Source organism: Bacillus sp. FH, from assembly GCF_052216825.1.
GTDB lineage: Bacteria > Bacillota > Bacilli > Bacillales > Bacillaceae_G > Bacillus_A > Bacillus_A paranthracis.
In genome coordinates this window covers 1,769,397-1,783,584 of sequence record NZ_JBQOUU010000001.1, presented here as the reverse complement: position 1 = coordinate 1,783,584, position 14,188 = coordinate 1,769,397, and the positions used below count along the sequence as shown (strand labels likewise).

General features: G+C 38.4%; 13 protein-coding genes and 2 other annotated features. Of the genes, 9 read left to right on the top strand and 4 right to left on the bottom strand.

What is annotated here, in order from left to right; genetic code table 11:
• Positions 1-75: 75 nt before the first annotated feature.
• Positions 76-285 carry a small acid-soluble spore protein SspI gene (gene sspI / locus ACTT1L_RS09445; RefSeq protein ID WP_000009513.1) on the bottom strand — a complete coding sequence of 70 codons (210 nt, stop codon included), beginning with the start codon at positions 283-285 and terminating at the stop codon, positions 76-78.
• Between the two features lie 82 nt (positions 286-367).
• On the opposite strand from sspI, the gene ACTT1L_RS09440 reads away from it, so the two are divergent.
• From ACTT1L_RS09440 to ACTT1L_RS09420, 5 genes are all read left to right on the top strand, one after another.
• Entirely contained in the window at positions 368-1,165 is a 798-nt protein-coding gene (locus ACTT1L_RS09440) for a TrmH family RNA methyltransferase (protein ID WP_001993769.1), read from the top strand.
• Between the two features lie 48 nt (positions 1,166-1,213).
• Positions 1,214-1,442, top strand: a binding site (T-box leader).
• Between the two features lie 43 nt (positions 1,443-1,485).
• Positions 1,486-2,520, top strand: coding sequence for a phenylalanine--tRNA ligase subunit alpha (pheS, locus tag ACTT1L_RS09435; protein WP_000388219.1), 1,035 nt, complete (start codon positions 1,486-1,488; stop codon positions 2,518-2,520).
• Between the two features lie 18 nt (positions 2,521-2,538).
• Complete coding sequence (pheT, locus tag ACTT1L_RS09430; protein ID WP_071742020.1) at positions 2,539-4,959, top strand: phenylalanine--tRNA ligase subunit beta; 2,421 nt, start codon at positions 2,539-2,541, stop codon at positions 4,957-4,959.
• A gap of 276 nt (positions 4,960-5,235) precedes the next feature.
• Positions 5,236-5,487, top strand: a binding site (T-box leader).
• Positions 5,488-5,539: 52 nt separating this feature from the next.
• Complete coding sequence (gene asnS / locus ACTT1L_RS09425; protein ID WP_000432166.1) at positions 5,540-6,931, top strand: asparagine--tRNA ligase; 1,392 nt, start codon at positions 5,540-5,542, stop codon at positions 6,929-6,931.
• Positions 6,932-7,023: 92 nt separating this feature from the next.
• On the top strand, positions 7,024-7,158 hold the full coding sequence (locus ACTT1L_RS09420; RefSeq protein WP_000039589.1) for a YuzL family protein: 135 nt from the start codon (positions 7,024-7,026) through the stop codon (positions 7,156-7,158).
• 212 nt (positions 7,159-7,370) lie between these two features.
• Here the strand turns inward: ACTT1L_RS09420 and ACTT1L_RS09415 are convergent, their stop codons facing one another.
• The 3 genes from ACTT1L_RS09415 to rnhC form a co-directional block, all read right to left on the bottom strand.
• Entirely contained in the window at positions 7,371-7,601 is a 231-nt protein-coding gene (locus ACTT1L_RS09415) for a hypothetical protein (protein ID WP_048557713.1), read from the bottom strand.
• Positions 7,598-7,867, bottom strand: coding sequence for a hypothetical protein (locus ACTT1L_RS09410; RefSeq protein WP_046198149.1), 270 nt, complete (start codon positions 7,865-7,867; stop codon positions 7,598-7,600). Before ACTT1L_RS09410 ends, ACTT1L_RS09415 begins: the two co-directional genes overlap by 4 nt.
• Positions 7,868-7,983: 116 nt before the next feature.
• Complete coding sequence (rnhC, locus tag ACTT1L_RS09405) at positions 7,984-8,919, bottom strand: ribonuclease HIII (RefSeq protein WP_000071600.1); 936 nt, start codon at positions 8,917-8,919, stop codon at positions 7,984-7,986.
• Positions 8,920-9,043: 124 nt separating this feature from the next.
• Here rnhC and zapA point away from each other — a divergent pair, with 124 nt between their 5' ends.
• Genes zapA through ACTT1L_RS09385 form a run of 4 tightly spaced genes read left to right on the top strand, consistent with a single transcriptional unit; the run spans position 9,044 to position 14,008 of the window.
• Positions 9,044-9,313: a cell division protein ZapA gene (gene zapA / locus ACTT1L_RS09400; protein ID WP_000082701.1), complete on the top strand. Its 270-nt coding sequence runs from the start codon at positions 9,044-9,046 to the stop codon at positions 9,311-9,313.
• A gap of 1 nt (position 9,314) precedes the next feature.
• Positions 9,315-9,854, top strand: a complete 540-nt coding sequence (locus tag ACTT1L_RS09395; protein WP_000565413.1) for a CvpA family protein — start codon at positions 9,315-9,317, stop codon at positions 9,852-9,854.
• Positions 9,855-9,909: 55 nt separating this feature from the next.
• Complete coding sequence (gene polX / locus ACTT1L_RS09390; protein WP_000867555.1) at positions 9,910-11,628, top strand: DNA polymerase/3'-5' exonuclease PolX; 1,719 nt, start codon at positions 9,910-9,912, stop codon at positions 11,626-11,628.
• A 19-nt stretch (positions 11,629-11,647) separates the two neighbouring features.
• Positions 11,648-14,008: an endonuclease MutS2 gene (locus ACTT1L_RS09385; protein WP_071742023.1), complete on the top strand. Its 2,361-nt coding sequence runs from the start codon at positions 11,648-11,650 to the stop codon at positions 14,006-14,008.
• The last annotated feature ends 180 nt before the right edge of the window (positions 14,009-14,188 follow it).

Sequence of the window (14,188 nt, the reverse complement as noted above, 5' to 3'; positions counted from 1 at the left end):
AGCGTTAGTAAAGTAGAAATGTTTAGGAGAAGAAAAAAATCACCTTGGCTTATGCAAAGGTGATTTTCAAATTGTTTACTTTTTTAATCCTTGCTCTAGTGTTTCTAACATTTCATGCTTTTCATTTTCATCAGCGTTTTTCCAAATGACTTCAAATAAGACACCAAGACCTGGAAGCATTTTCTCTTCACCGCTTTGAATTGCATCGACAATTGTTTCTTGTAATTGATCTTGTGTATTACCAGATACATTTGCTAATACAGCACCGCGTAAATTAAAACTCATTGTTTTCACCTCTTCTTCAGAATTGAAACTGACGTTAGTTTTTGTTCTTTTTTATGTAAATATGTATGAAAAATAGGCTATAATGATAAGACAAGAAGAGAGGGAAATACATATTATGAAAAACATTGATTCAGTACAAAATCCGCGTGTGAAGCAGTGGAAAAAGCTGCAAACGAAGAAAGAGCGCGATAAAAAAGGTTTATTTTTTGTAGAAGGATTCCATTTAGTGGAGGAAGCTTTAAAAGCAGGAGTTGTAACAGAACTTATCGTTTCAGATCAGACAGACCTTCCGAAAGATTGGACAGTTAATGATGTAGAAATGTATATCGTACCGGAAGCAATCGTAAAAGTACTTCGTGAAACAGAAACGACGCAAGGTGTATTTGCTGTTTGTGAAAAGCATGAGAAGGAAGTAGCTCTTGCTGATGGGAAGTTTCTTTTATTAGATGGCCTGCAAGACCCAGGTAACTTAGGGACAATTATTCGTACAGCTGATGCAGCTGGTATTCATGCCGTTGTGCTTGGAGAAGGTTGTGTTGATGTTTATAATAGTAAAGTACTCCGTTCTACACAAGGTTCTATTTTTCACTTACCAATTGTAAAAGGGAACTTAGAAGAATGGGTAGACAAGCTAAAAGAAAATAACGTTCCTGTATATGGAACAGCTCTTGAAAATGGAGTTCCGTACGGGGAAGTAACACCAGCTGGTAGCTTTGCATTAATTGTAGGAAATGAAGGAAACGGCGTACGCCAAGAAATTCTTGCAAAAACGGATCGAAACTTGTATATTCCGATTTACGGCGGGGCAGAATCATTAAATGTTGCAGTTGCAGCAGGGATTTTAACGTATTATTTGCAAAGCCCGGTTGCGAACAAATAAAAAACTTCTTATAATAAGTTGAAGTACATTATATTAAAAGTTAAATAACGAAAAACGTTGATAGAGAAGAGTAGCTTACAAAATCGCCATATAGGGAGAGAATGCCGTAGACTGAAAGCATTCTTATGGTAGACGGAAGTGAATTCACCTCTGGAGTTGACGCCAGGACCATGTATATGTAAAGGCGTTCCGGTCAGAATTGATCGTTATAACTAATGAGTGGGCAGACATGTTCTGTCAATTTAGGGTGGTACCGCGAATTTACCTCGTCCCTTTTTGGGAGCGAGGTTTTTTTATTTTTAAAATTAGGAGGGTTCCAAATGGAAGCACGTTTAAAAGAGCTAAAGCAAAAAGCGTTAGAGCTTATTGAAGAAGCGAAAGAGCTAAAAGGCTTAAACGACGTACGCGTAGCGTATTTAGGAAAAAAAGGTCCAATTACAGAAGTATTACGCGGCATGGGAAAATTATCAGCAGAAGAGCGTCCACGTATGGGAGCATTAGTAAATGAAGTACGTGAAGCGATTCAAACGCGTCTAGACGACAAAATCAGCAACTTAGAAAAAGCAGTAATTGAAGCGAAATTAGCAACTGAAACAATTGATGTTACATTGCCAGGTCGTCCTGTTGAAACAGGTTGTCACCATCCGTTAACAGCTGTTGTTGAACAAATTGAAGATGTATTCATCGGTATGGGTTATGAAGTAGCGGAAGGAACAGAAGTAGAAAAAGACTACTACAACTTCGAAGCATTAAACTTACCGAAAGATCACCCAGCGCGTGATATGCAAGATACATTCTACATTACAGAAGAAACGTTACTACGTACACATACATCTTCTGTGCAAGCACGTACGATGGAAAATAATAAAGAAAAAGGCCCAATTAAAATTATTTGTCCTGGTAAAGTGTATCGCCGTGATGACGATGATGCGACGCATTCACACCAGTTCATGCAAATTGAAGGTCTTGTAATTGATAAAAACATTCGCATGAGTGACTTAAAAGGTACACTGCAAGTATTCGTGAAAAAGATGTTCGGTGAAGATCGTGAAATCCGTCTTCGTCCAAGTTTCTTCCCATTCACAGAGCCATCTGTAGAGATGGACATTTCTTGTATGATGTGTCATGGCAAAGGTTGCGGCACTTGTAAAGGAACTGGTTGGATTGAAATTTTAGGCGCAGGTATGGTTCACCCGAACGTACTTGAAATGGCTGGTTATGATTCGAAAGAATATCAAGGTTTCGCATTCGGTATGGGCGCAGAGCGTATCGCAATGTTGAAATACGGCGTAGATGACATTCGTCATTTCTATACAAATGATGTACGTTTCTTACAACAATTCAAACGAGCGTAAGGGAAGGAGAGGATAAGTATGTTCGTATCATATCGTTGGTTACAAGAGTATGTAGATATTAAAGATGTAACGGCACAAGAACTAGCAGACAAAATCACGAAAAGTGGTATTGAAGTAGAAGGTGTTGAAGTATTAAATAAAGGTGTAAAAGGTGTTGTAGTTGGTCACGTATTAGAATGTGAAAAACACCCAGAAGCTGATAAGTTAAGCAAATGCTTAATCGATATTGGTGAAGAAGAACCAGTTCAAATTATTTGTGGTGCTGCTAACATTGCAAAAGGTTTAAAAGTACCAGTTGCAAAAGTTGGCGCTGTACTTCCTGGTAATTTCAAAATTAAAAAAGCAAAACTACGTGGTGAAGCTTCTCACGGTATGGTTTGTGCTCTTCAAGAGCTTGGCATTGATGGAAAGTTAGTTTCAAAAGAATACGCAGATGGTATCTTCATCTTCCCAAGTGACGCTGAAGTTGGTGCAGATGCACTTGAAATTTTAAACTTACATGATGAAGTACTTGAGCTTGGTTTAACACCAAACCGTGCAGATTGCTTAAACATGTTAGGTGTTGCATATGAAGTAGCTGCTATTTACGGCCGTGAAGTAAAACTTCCAGCTATCGACTTACAAGAAACAGCAGAAAAAACTGCCGATTACATTTCTGTAAGTGTAGAAGCGAAAGAAGAAAATCCATTATACATTGCAAAAATGGTGAAGAACGTAAAAATTGGTCCATCACCAATGTGGATGCAAACTCGCCTTATGGCAGCTGGCATTCGTCCGATTAGCAACGTAGTTGATATTACAAACTACATTCTAATGGAATACGGTCAACCGTTACATGCATTCGATTACGATAAATTAGGTTCAAAAGAAATCGTTGTTCGTCTTGCAAAAGAAGGCGAAAAAATTGAAACGTTAGATGATCAAGAACGTACGTTACAAAGCCACCACCTTGTTATTACAAACGGCACAAAAGCGTTAGCTGTTGCTGGTGTAATGGGCGGAGCGGATTCAGAAGTTACAAATGAGACAGTAAACGTTCTAATTGAGTCTGCATACTTTTCAGGTCAAACAGTACGTCGTACATCAAAAGACTTAGGTCTTCGCAGTGAATCAAGTGCACGTTTCGAAAAAGGAATCGATCCAACACGTACATTTGAAGCAATTCAACACGCAGCCGCTTTAATGGCGAAATATGCTGGCGGAGAAGCGCTTGAAGGTGTCGTAGAAGTTGATAACTTACAAGTACAGGAGCGTACAGTATCTGTTACTGCTGAAAAAGTAAACCGAGTATTAGGCACAAATATTTCTGCGAGTGAAATGGGTACAATATTCACAAACTTGAAATTCCCATTCACAGAAGTAGAAGGAACATTCCACGTGAATGTACCAGCACGTCGTCCTGATATTACAATTTCAGAAGACTTAGTAGAAGAAGTGGGCCGTCTATACGGTTATGACCACATTCCAGTTACATTACCTTCTGGAACAATGACTCGTGGTAAATTAACAGCAGCGCAAACGAAACGTCGTAAAGTACGTCGCTTCTTAGAAGGTGCTGGTTTATATGAAGCAATTACGTATTCATTAACAAGCGCTGACAAAGCGAAACAATATATGGTGGAGCCAAACGAAAAAGCGCCTGTAGCTCTTGCACTTCCAATGAGTGAAGAACGCAGCCAACTTCGTTTAAGCTTAGTGCCACAATTGTTAGAAGCAGTTTCATACAATGTCGCTCGTAAAAACGATAGCGTTGCTTTATACGAAGTAGGTTCTATCTTCTTACCGACAGAAGAAGGAGAACTTCCGAAAGAAGAACAACATCTTGCGGGTGTTATGACAGGTCTTGCTCTTCACCATGCATGGCAAGGTGAGAAAAAAGTAGTAGACTTCTTCGTTGTGAAAGGTGTACTAGAAGGTCTATTTGACGTACTTGGCGTTTCAAACCAAATCACATATGCACCAGCAAAACGTGAAGGTATGCACCCAGGTCGTACAGCTGACATCGTATTAGAAGGCGAAGTAATTGGTTTCATCGGTCAATTGCACCCAGAAGCAGAAAAACAATTAGATGTGAAAAATACATTCGTATTCGAACTATCTCTTGTAAAAGTATTCGGTGCAGACGCTGAAGAAACTTACTACTCAGCAATTCCACGTTTCCCATCTATGACACGTGACATGGCTGTTGTCGTAACGAAAGAAACAAAAGCTGGCGAAATGAAGCAAGTTATTGCTGAAGCTGGTGGAGAACTTCTGAAAGACGTAACACTATTTGACTTATACGAAGGTGAAAAAATGGAAGAAGGCAAGAAATCACTTGCATTCTCTATGAACTACTTCGATGCAGAGCGTACGTTAACAGACGAAGAAGTAACAGAAGCACATAACCGCGTGTTAACAGCGGTAGAAGAGAAATTTGGTGCGGAGTTACGTAAATAATAAGAAATTGCCGGATCTATTCCGGCAATTTTTTTAGTGGATTGGTTGTCGGAAAATGTCGGTAAGTCGATATATTACAAAAATCGCCGATATATTTGGAGTTACGGTCGATATATTACAAAAATCGCCGATATATTTGGAGTTACGATCGATATATTATAAAAATCGCTGATATATTTGGAGTTACGATCGATATATTACAAAAATCGCTAATATATTTTCCGACATCTTGCATCTTTCTCTCGAATGTAGTACATTAATTTTAGTTTAACAAAATGAAAGACGATGATAAGGAAAAGTAGTATATACTATAATCCAAAGCGAGTCAGGGACGGTGAGAGCCTGATGAGGCGGTATATGTGAAGAACACCTTGGAGTTGCTAACCGAAATTGAATCTTGTATTCAAGAGTAGACTTAGACGGGAATCCGGCCTGTTACAAACCGGGAAGTATGTATTACATACGAGTTAAAGTTGGTCTTTATGACAAATTGGGTGGTACCGCGAAGTTTAACCTTTCGTCCCTTTATGGATGAAAGGTTTTTTTGTATTTAAATATATCAGCAAAGGAGAATTTCACTATGGAAAACACATTAGTAAAAAGTCTGTATAGAGATACAGATAAATACGCAGGTCAAACAGTACAAGTATCAGGGTGGATTCGTAACTTACGTGATTCAAAAGCATTTGGCTTCATCGAATTAAACGACGGTAGCTTCTTCAAAAGCGTTCAAATCGTTTTCGATACAGAATTAGATAACTTTAAAGAAATTGCAAAGCTTCCACTTAGCTCTTCAGTTAAAGTAGAAGGTAAAGTAATTGTAACGCCTGGAGCGAAACAACCATTTGAAATTAAAGCAGAAAAAATTGATATTGAGGGCTTATCAGATTCTGATTACCCACTTCAAAAGAAACGTCATACGTTTGAATACTTACGTACAATTGCTCACTTACGTCCAAGAACAAATGCATTCTCTGCAACGTTCCGCGTACGTTCTATCGCAGCATTTGCGATTCACCAATTCTTCCAAGAGCGTGGATTCGTACATGTTCACACACCAATCATTACTGGTAGTGATACAGAAGGTGCGGGCGAAATGTTCCGTGTAACAACGCAAGATTTAAACAACGTACCAAAAGGCGAAGACGGACAAGTTGATGAATCAAAAGACTTCTTCGGCAAAGAAACAAACTTAACAGTAAGTGGACAGCTGAACGCTGAAGCTTATGCATTAGCATTCCGTGATGTATACACATTCGGACCTACATTCCGTGCAGAAAACTCAAACACAACTCGCCACGCTGCTGAGTTCTGGATGGTTGAGCCTGAGATTGCATTCGCTGAACTAGGTGACGTAATGAACCTTACAGAAGATATGCTGAAATATGCAATGAAATACGTATTAGAGCATGCACCAGAAGAAATGGAATTCTTCAACAGCTTCGTTGATAAAACAGTTTTAGAGCGCATGAACAACGTAATTAACTCTGACTTCGGTCGCATCACTTATACAGAAGCAATTAAAGTACTTCAAGAATCAGGTGCTGACTTCAAATACCCAGTAGAATGGGGTATTGACTTACAAACAGAGCATGAAAGATACTTATCAGAAGAAATCTTTAAACGCCCTGTATTCGTAACGGACTATCCGAAAGACATTAAAGCATTCTACATGCGCTTAAATGACGACGGTAAAACAGTAGCTGCTACTGACCTTCTAGTTCCTGGCATCGGTGAATTAATCGGCGGAAGTCAACGTGAAGAAAGAATGGACGTTTTAGTAGACAGAATTAAAGAATTAGGCATGAAAGAAGAGGACTACTGGTGGTACTTAGAACTTAGAAAATACGGCGGTACAAAACACGCTGGATTCGGTCTAGGTTTCGAGCGCTTCCTAATGTACATCACTGGCATGGCTAACATCCGTGACGTAATTCCATTCCCAAGAACTCCAGGTTCTTCTGAATTCTAAAATATGAAAAAAGCGAGAGGATTTCCTCTCGCTTTTTATTTTGTATAGTTTACTGCCTCGTAGCAAAAAGTAACGCGAAGGGGTGAATATAAATGAGTAAAAAAGTGAAAAAAGATCATTCAAGATCGGGCCTCGGTTCTCCAGAAGTAGAAGGACAAGGAACGACGACGCATGAAACAGGTTCTCATAAAGTATCTTCATCTAATAAGAAGCAGAAACAAAGCTAACATAAAAAGGAGAGTCTTGGCGACTCTCCTTTTTATGTGTTACATCTTTTTATCATGAATCTCTTTTGTAATGTTATCCCGCATTAACGGGCAGTAAGACCCCCATCTCAAAATTCAGCGAACACGAAGAAGTTAGGTGGGGGATCAACTGCCCGTAAAAGCCCGATTGGTTCAACTAATAATCAGTGGGAGATGAACAAAACCCCCACTGATTAAAGTTTCACTTTATCTACATCTTTGTCTAATCGATCGAAATAGAAAAACCACAGTAAACTCATGAACACGTAATAGATGGCCATCACGCCAAGATTATCAGATATATTTTCAAATGTAGATTTAGTAGTGAAAAAAGCTCCCCAAATGGTAGAAATAGTGAGGTAAGATAGAGGACCTACGATGTGTACGAAAGCATATAATACCTTTTTAACTTTTACAGCGTTCATATGAAAAACCTCCTTTTTCTAATCATACATTCAAGTTCCTCACAGAAGTGTTGTAGTTTTGCTGGATTATGTATTAACAAGCGGGCATCGTGTTTCCCGATAAATCTTCGAATCCGAAAGTTTAATAAGAAAGATCGACCATAGCGCTCTATTAAATCGTTGAACTCTCGTTGTTCGCTTAGTAGATGAATGTTTTCCCTAATTTCGAACTGTCTTTCGTGTGGATTACCTAGTAAAATATTTAGAATCATTTGTAGAAGTAGCAATAGGGATCCCCTCCTATGTTAGAATAATCTGTATATTATAATTATAACAAAACTATAAGGATAATAGTAGGATGAAACAAAAAACAGGAGTTTGTAGGCTCCTGTTTTTGTCGATACTATTTTAGTAAGCGAAACGCCTTTTCCGTATTAGCAAAATGCAGTTTCACAAACTCAGGTAATCGTTCTTTACCAAGCTTTTGAATTAATTTAGCGGCGGCGATATCAACTTGTTTACCAGCACCTTTTGGAAGGGGCATACCAGCTTTTTTGCTTAGTTCGTTAAATTGTTTTACGAATGAGTAACGAGCTAAAATGGAGGCGGCGGCTACTGCTAAATGGACGCTTTCGCCTTTCGTTGCGAAGTAAACATTTTCACGTTGTACCTGTTTTTGTTTTGCTAAATATTTGTAGTATGTATCAGGCTGTGTGAATTGGTCGATTAAGACGCCTTCAGGTTTTATAGGTGCCATTTTAGCTAATAAGTTTGTAATAGCTTTATTATGTAGCAAAGCTTTTAGTTTACCTTGGTTGTTTCCTTTATCAAATAGCTCGTTATATTTTTCGTTATGAAGAACGAGAGAGCTGTAAGGAACAACGTGTAGAAGTTGTTTTGCAATGGCAGTAATTTGTTCGTCATTTAAGTTTTTAGAGTCTTTTACACCAAGTTCTTTTAGTAGTGGAATTTGCTTCGCATCCACATATACAGCAACGACTGTCATCGGTCCGAAGAAATCACCAGTCCCCACTTCATCTGACCCTACGATCGACATTGTACCGATGGAAGCAGGCGGTGCATAACGGTGTGAATCAACAGATCTTTTTACAGCTGTTTTCGGTGTTTGAGAGACAGTTTGCCAACGAGAAGCTTCTGCTTCAGCACGTCCACCTTGGAACATTACTTTTCCAGATTTATACGCTGTGATTGTGCAAGATGGCACTTTTGCCATGAAGATTCCGCCTTGTGGAGTTTTCGGGCTAAGCGAATGTTTATATTGTTGTTTCATGTCTTCAATTACTGTAGAATTTGTTTGAATTACGATAGAATTTGACATAATGGTCACCCCTTTTTTTATATTGTTATTTTTATCATATCGGATTGTTCTTTCTGTTTCCATATTATGAAGGTTCATGGTATGATAAACTTTAGGATTCTGTACGTGATTGGAGGCCGGTGAGTTGTCACAACAAAAGGGAAAGAAAAGTCGAATTAATGTAGAAATCTATGGTCAGCAATATTCAGTTGTTGGCGATGAAAGTACAAGTCATATCCGCATGGTAGCAGCGATTGTGGATGATAAAATGCGCGAACTCAATGCCAAGAATCCTTCGCTTGACACGAGTAGACTAGCGGTATTGACGGCGGTAAACGTCATACACGATTACATAAAATTAAAAGAAGAACATGAGAAATTGAAAGAAAGTATGACAAAAAAAGGAATGGAATAACATGATTGATATTATTATCATTTTACTGCTTGTTATGGGATTTTTCCTCGGCTTACGCAGAGGGTTTATTCTGCAACTTGTAAAGTTAACAAGCTTTATTATCGCATACCTTGTTGCATACTGGTACTGTAAAGATTTAGCGCCAGCACTTGCGAAATTTATTCCGTATCCATTTGATAAAAATGTATCTGTTCCAGAATGGATTGATGCAAATAATATTGAGACAGTATTTTATCAAGCGCTTGCGTTTATCATATTGTTTATTATCACAAAAATTGCACTTTCATTACTTGGTAATTTGTTAAATATGTTTGCAGAAATACCGGTTTTAAAGCAAGTAAATGCGTTTGCGGGGGCACTCCTCGGATTTTTAGAAGTATATATTATTTTGTTTGTCTTAATTATCATTGGAAACATTCTTCCGATTGAACAATTACAAACACCATTACAACAATCATCAATTAGCAAAATAATTGTAGACGATACACCGATTCTCTCTGAAAAGGTGAAGGAACTATGGCAGACAGGTAGCAGAGTATAACTTCTCTTTTTTCGGAAAGAGAAGTTTTTTTCTATGAAAGAAAGGCGGGACAATGATGAAAGTAAATAAAAAACAAGTTATCAAATTATTAGAGACAATCGGGCTTTTTATGGAACTAAAGGGCGCGAATCCATTTAAAATATCTGCATTTCGTAAAGCGGCAGCAGCATTAGAAAGTGATGATCGTAGTCTTTCTGAGATTGAAGATTTCACGAAGATTCCGGGCATTGGAAAAGGAACAGCAGCAGTTATTCAAGAATATATAGAGTCGGGAACATCTGAAGTATTACAAGAGCTTGAACAAGAAGTGCCAAGTAGCTTATTACCGTTATTAAAATTGCCAGGCCTAGGTGGTAAAAAGGTAGCTAAGTTATATAAAGAACTTGGTGTTGTTGATATGGAATCGCTAAAAGCGGTTTGTGAGGAAAATAAAGTACAAGCTTTAGCTGGTTTCGGCAAAAAAACAGAAGAGAAAATATTAGAAGCAATCGATCAAGTAGGATCTCGTCCAGAGCGTTTACCAATCGCGATGGTATTGCCTATTGCCGGGGAAATAGAGGAGAAATTGTCGAATATTGCTGAGGTAATTCGTTTCTCTCGCGCTGGTAGTTTGCGCCGTGTTCGTGAAACAGTAAAAGATTTAGACTTTATTATTGCAACGACAGAACCAGCTGCAGTACGTGAGCATTTACTACAATTTGATAATATGATTGAAGTAATCGCGAGCGGGGATACGAAAGTTTCTGTTCGTCTTCAATATGAATATGATATTTCAATTGATTTTCGCTTAGTAAAACCAGAAGAGTTTATTACAACTCTTCACCATTTCACAGGATCCAAAGACCATAACGTAAAAATGCGTCAAATCGCAAAAGATAAAGGCGAGAAAATTAGTGAGTACGGTGTAGAGAACTTGGAAACAGGGGAAGTGAAAACATTTGAGACTGAAGAAGAATTCTTTGCTCATTTCGGTCTTCCATTTATCCCGCCAGAAGTTCGTGAAGATGGAAAAGAAATTGAATTAATTAAAGAGTATCCAAACTTAATTCAGTTCTCTGACATACAAGGTGATTTACATATGCATACAACATGGAGTGACGGTGCTTTTTCTATTGAAGAGATGGTACAAGCGTGCCGTGCTCGTGGATATAAGTTTATGGCAATTACTGATCACTCACAATACTTGAAAGTAGCGAACGGTTTAACGAAAGAGCGCCTTCGTGAACAAGCGAAAGAAATTGAACGTATGAACGAAAAGTATCCAGACATTACAATTTTACGCGGAATTGAAATGGACATTTTACCGGATGCCTCGCTTGATTTTGATGATGAAGTATTAGCAGAACTAGATTATGTCATTGGAGCAATTCACTCTAGCTTCTCACAAGACCGTGAAACGATTATGAAACGTCTTCGTGCTGCACTAGAGAATAAGCATGTCACAATGATTGCCCATCCGACAGGACGTCTCCTTGGACGCCGTGAAGGTTATGATGTAGATACAGACTTATTAATCGAACTCGCAAAAGAAACAAATACAGTTTTAGAATTAAATGCGAATCCAAACCGTCTAGATTTAAGCGCGAAATTATTAAAACAAGCACAAGATGCTGGTGTAAAAGTAGCGATTAACACGGATGCTCATACACTTGAAATGTTAGAAGATATGGAAACAGGTGTAGCGGCAGCACGTAAAGGTTGGATTCAAAAAGATAACGTGATTAACACGTGGGATATTGAACGTTTATTAGACTATATTAAACGTAATAAGTAACACAAGGGGGACCTGCAACATGTTAGAAAGAACGTTGCGTGTATTAGAATACAATAAAGTAAAAGAACAATTACTTGAACATACAGCATCTTCACTTGGTCGTGACAAAGTGAAGAACTTAGTGCCGAGCACTGATTTTGAAGAAATTGTAGAGATGCAAGATACAACGGATGAAGCAGCGAAAGTCATTCGTTTAAAAGGTAGTGCGCCATTAGGTGGTATTACGGATATTCGCTCCAATGTGAAGCGTGCAAAGATTGGAAGTATGTTAAGTCCGAATGAACTACTTGATATTGCGAATACGATGTATGGTAGTCGCAATATGAAACGTTTCATTGAAGATATGGTTGATAATGGTGTCGAGCTTCCGATTTTAGAAACTCATGTCGCTCAAATTGTATCTTTATATGATTTAGAAAAGAAAATTACAAATTGCATCGGTGATGGCGGTGAAGTAGTCGATAGCGCAAGTGATAAACTGCGTGGTATTCGTACTCAAATTCGTACTGCGGAAAGCCGTATTCGTGAAAAGTTAGAAAATATGACGCGTTCTTCAAACGCGCAAAAGATGCTGTCTGACTCAATTGTAACGATTCGTAATGAACGTTACGTAATCCCAGTAAAACAAGAATACCGCGGCGTATATGGCGGTATTGTTCATGATCAATCAGCTTCGGGACAAACGTTATTTATTGAACCGCAAGTCATTGTAGAGTTAAATAACGCGCTCCAAGAAGCACGTGTGAAAGAAAAACAAGAAATCGAACGCATCTTATTAATGTTAACAGAAGAAGTGGCAGTAGAAGCCGATATCGTTTTATCAAACGTAGAAGTAGTTGCAAATCTTGACTTCATTTTTGCGAAAGCTTTCTATGCGAAGCGAATTAAAGCAACGAAACCAATCGTAAATAACGAGCGTTACATGGATTTAAAACAAGCACGTCATCCGCTTATCGATCCAGAAGTTATTGTGCCAAATAACATTATGTTAGGTAAAGATTTCACGACAATTGTTATTACAGGACCGAATACAGGTGGTAAAACAGTTACGCTGAAAACAGTTGGTATTTGTGTATTAATGGCGCAATCTGGTCTTCACATTCCAGTAATGGATGAGTCAGAGATTTGTGTATTTAAAAATATATTTGCTGATATCGGTGATGAGCAATCGATTGAACAAAGTTTAAGTACGTTCTCCTCACATATGGTGAACATTGTTGATATTTTAGAAAAAGCTGATTTTGAAAGCTTAGTTTTATTCGATGAATTAGGTGCTGGAACAGACCCGCAAGAAGGGGCTGCACTTGCCATTTCAATTTTAGATGAAGTATGTAATCGCGGTGCTCGCGTTGTTGCTACGACGCATTACCCAGAATTAAAAGCATACGGATATAATCGTGAGCAAGTTATCAATGCGAGCGTTGAGTTTGATGTAAATACATTAAGTCCAACGTATAAATTATTAATCGGTGTACCAGGACGTAGTAATGCCTTTGAAATTTCGAAACGCCTTGGGTTATCTGATCGTGTCATTGAGCAAGCACGCAATCACATTAGTACAGATACAAACAAAATTGAAAATATGATTGCGAAGTTAGAAGAAAGTCAAAAGAATGCAGAGCGTGACTGGAACGAAGCAGAAGCACTTCGTAAGCAATCTGAAAAACTGCATCGTGAATTACAACGTCAAATTATTGAATTTAACGAAGAGCGTGATGAACGATTATTAAAAGCGCAAAAAGAAGGGGAAGAAAAAGTCGAAGCTGCAAAGAAAGAGGCAGAAGGCATTATTCAAGAACTTCGTCAGTTGCGTAAAGCACAGCTTGCAAACGTGAAAGATCACGAGTTAATTGAAGCGAAGAGCCGTCTAGAAGGCGCAGCACCAGAGCTTGTGAAGAAACAAAAAGTAAATGTGAAAAATACTGCGCCGAAACAACAGTTGCGCGCAGGTGATGAAGTAAAAGTATTAACGTTCGGTCAAAAAGGTCAATTGCTTGAAAAAGTAAGCGATACAGAGTGGAGCGTACAAATTGGTATTCTGAAGATGAAAGTAAAAGAATCTAATATGGAATACATTAATACACCGAAACAAACAGAGAAAAAAGCAGTTGCAACAGTAAAAGGTAGAGATTATCATGTTTCATTAGAACTTGACCTTCGTGGTGAACGATTTGAAAATGCAATGGCGCGCGTCGAGAAATATTTAGACGATGCCCAGCTTGCAAGCTATCCTCGTGTATCAATCATTCACGGTAAAGGAACAGGAGCACTTCGCCAAGGTGTTCAAGATTACTTGAAGAAGCATCGTGGTGTGAAAACATTCCGTTACGGTGACATGGGCGAGGGAGGCCTAGGCGTAACAGTTGTCGAATTAAAATAGAAAACAACGAAACAAAGGGGAAACCATTATATGTTTATGGACAAACTTGCAAAAGTATTGTTAGCTTGTTGCGGAATATTTTTGGTGATTGGGGTTATTTATTTAGTTGTTTTTGCGAAGTAAACGAGCGTCAATCGTGGCATAATGATATTGCCATAGATTGACGCTTTTAATATATAT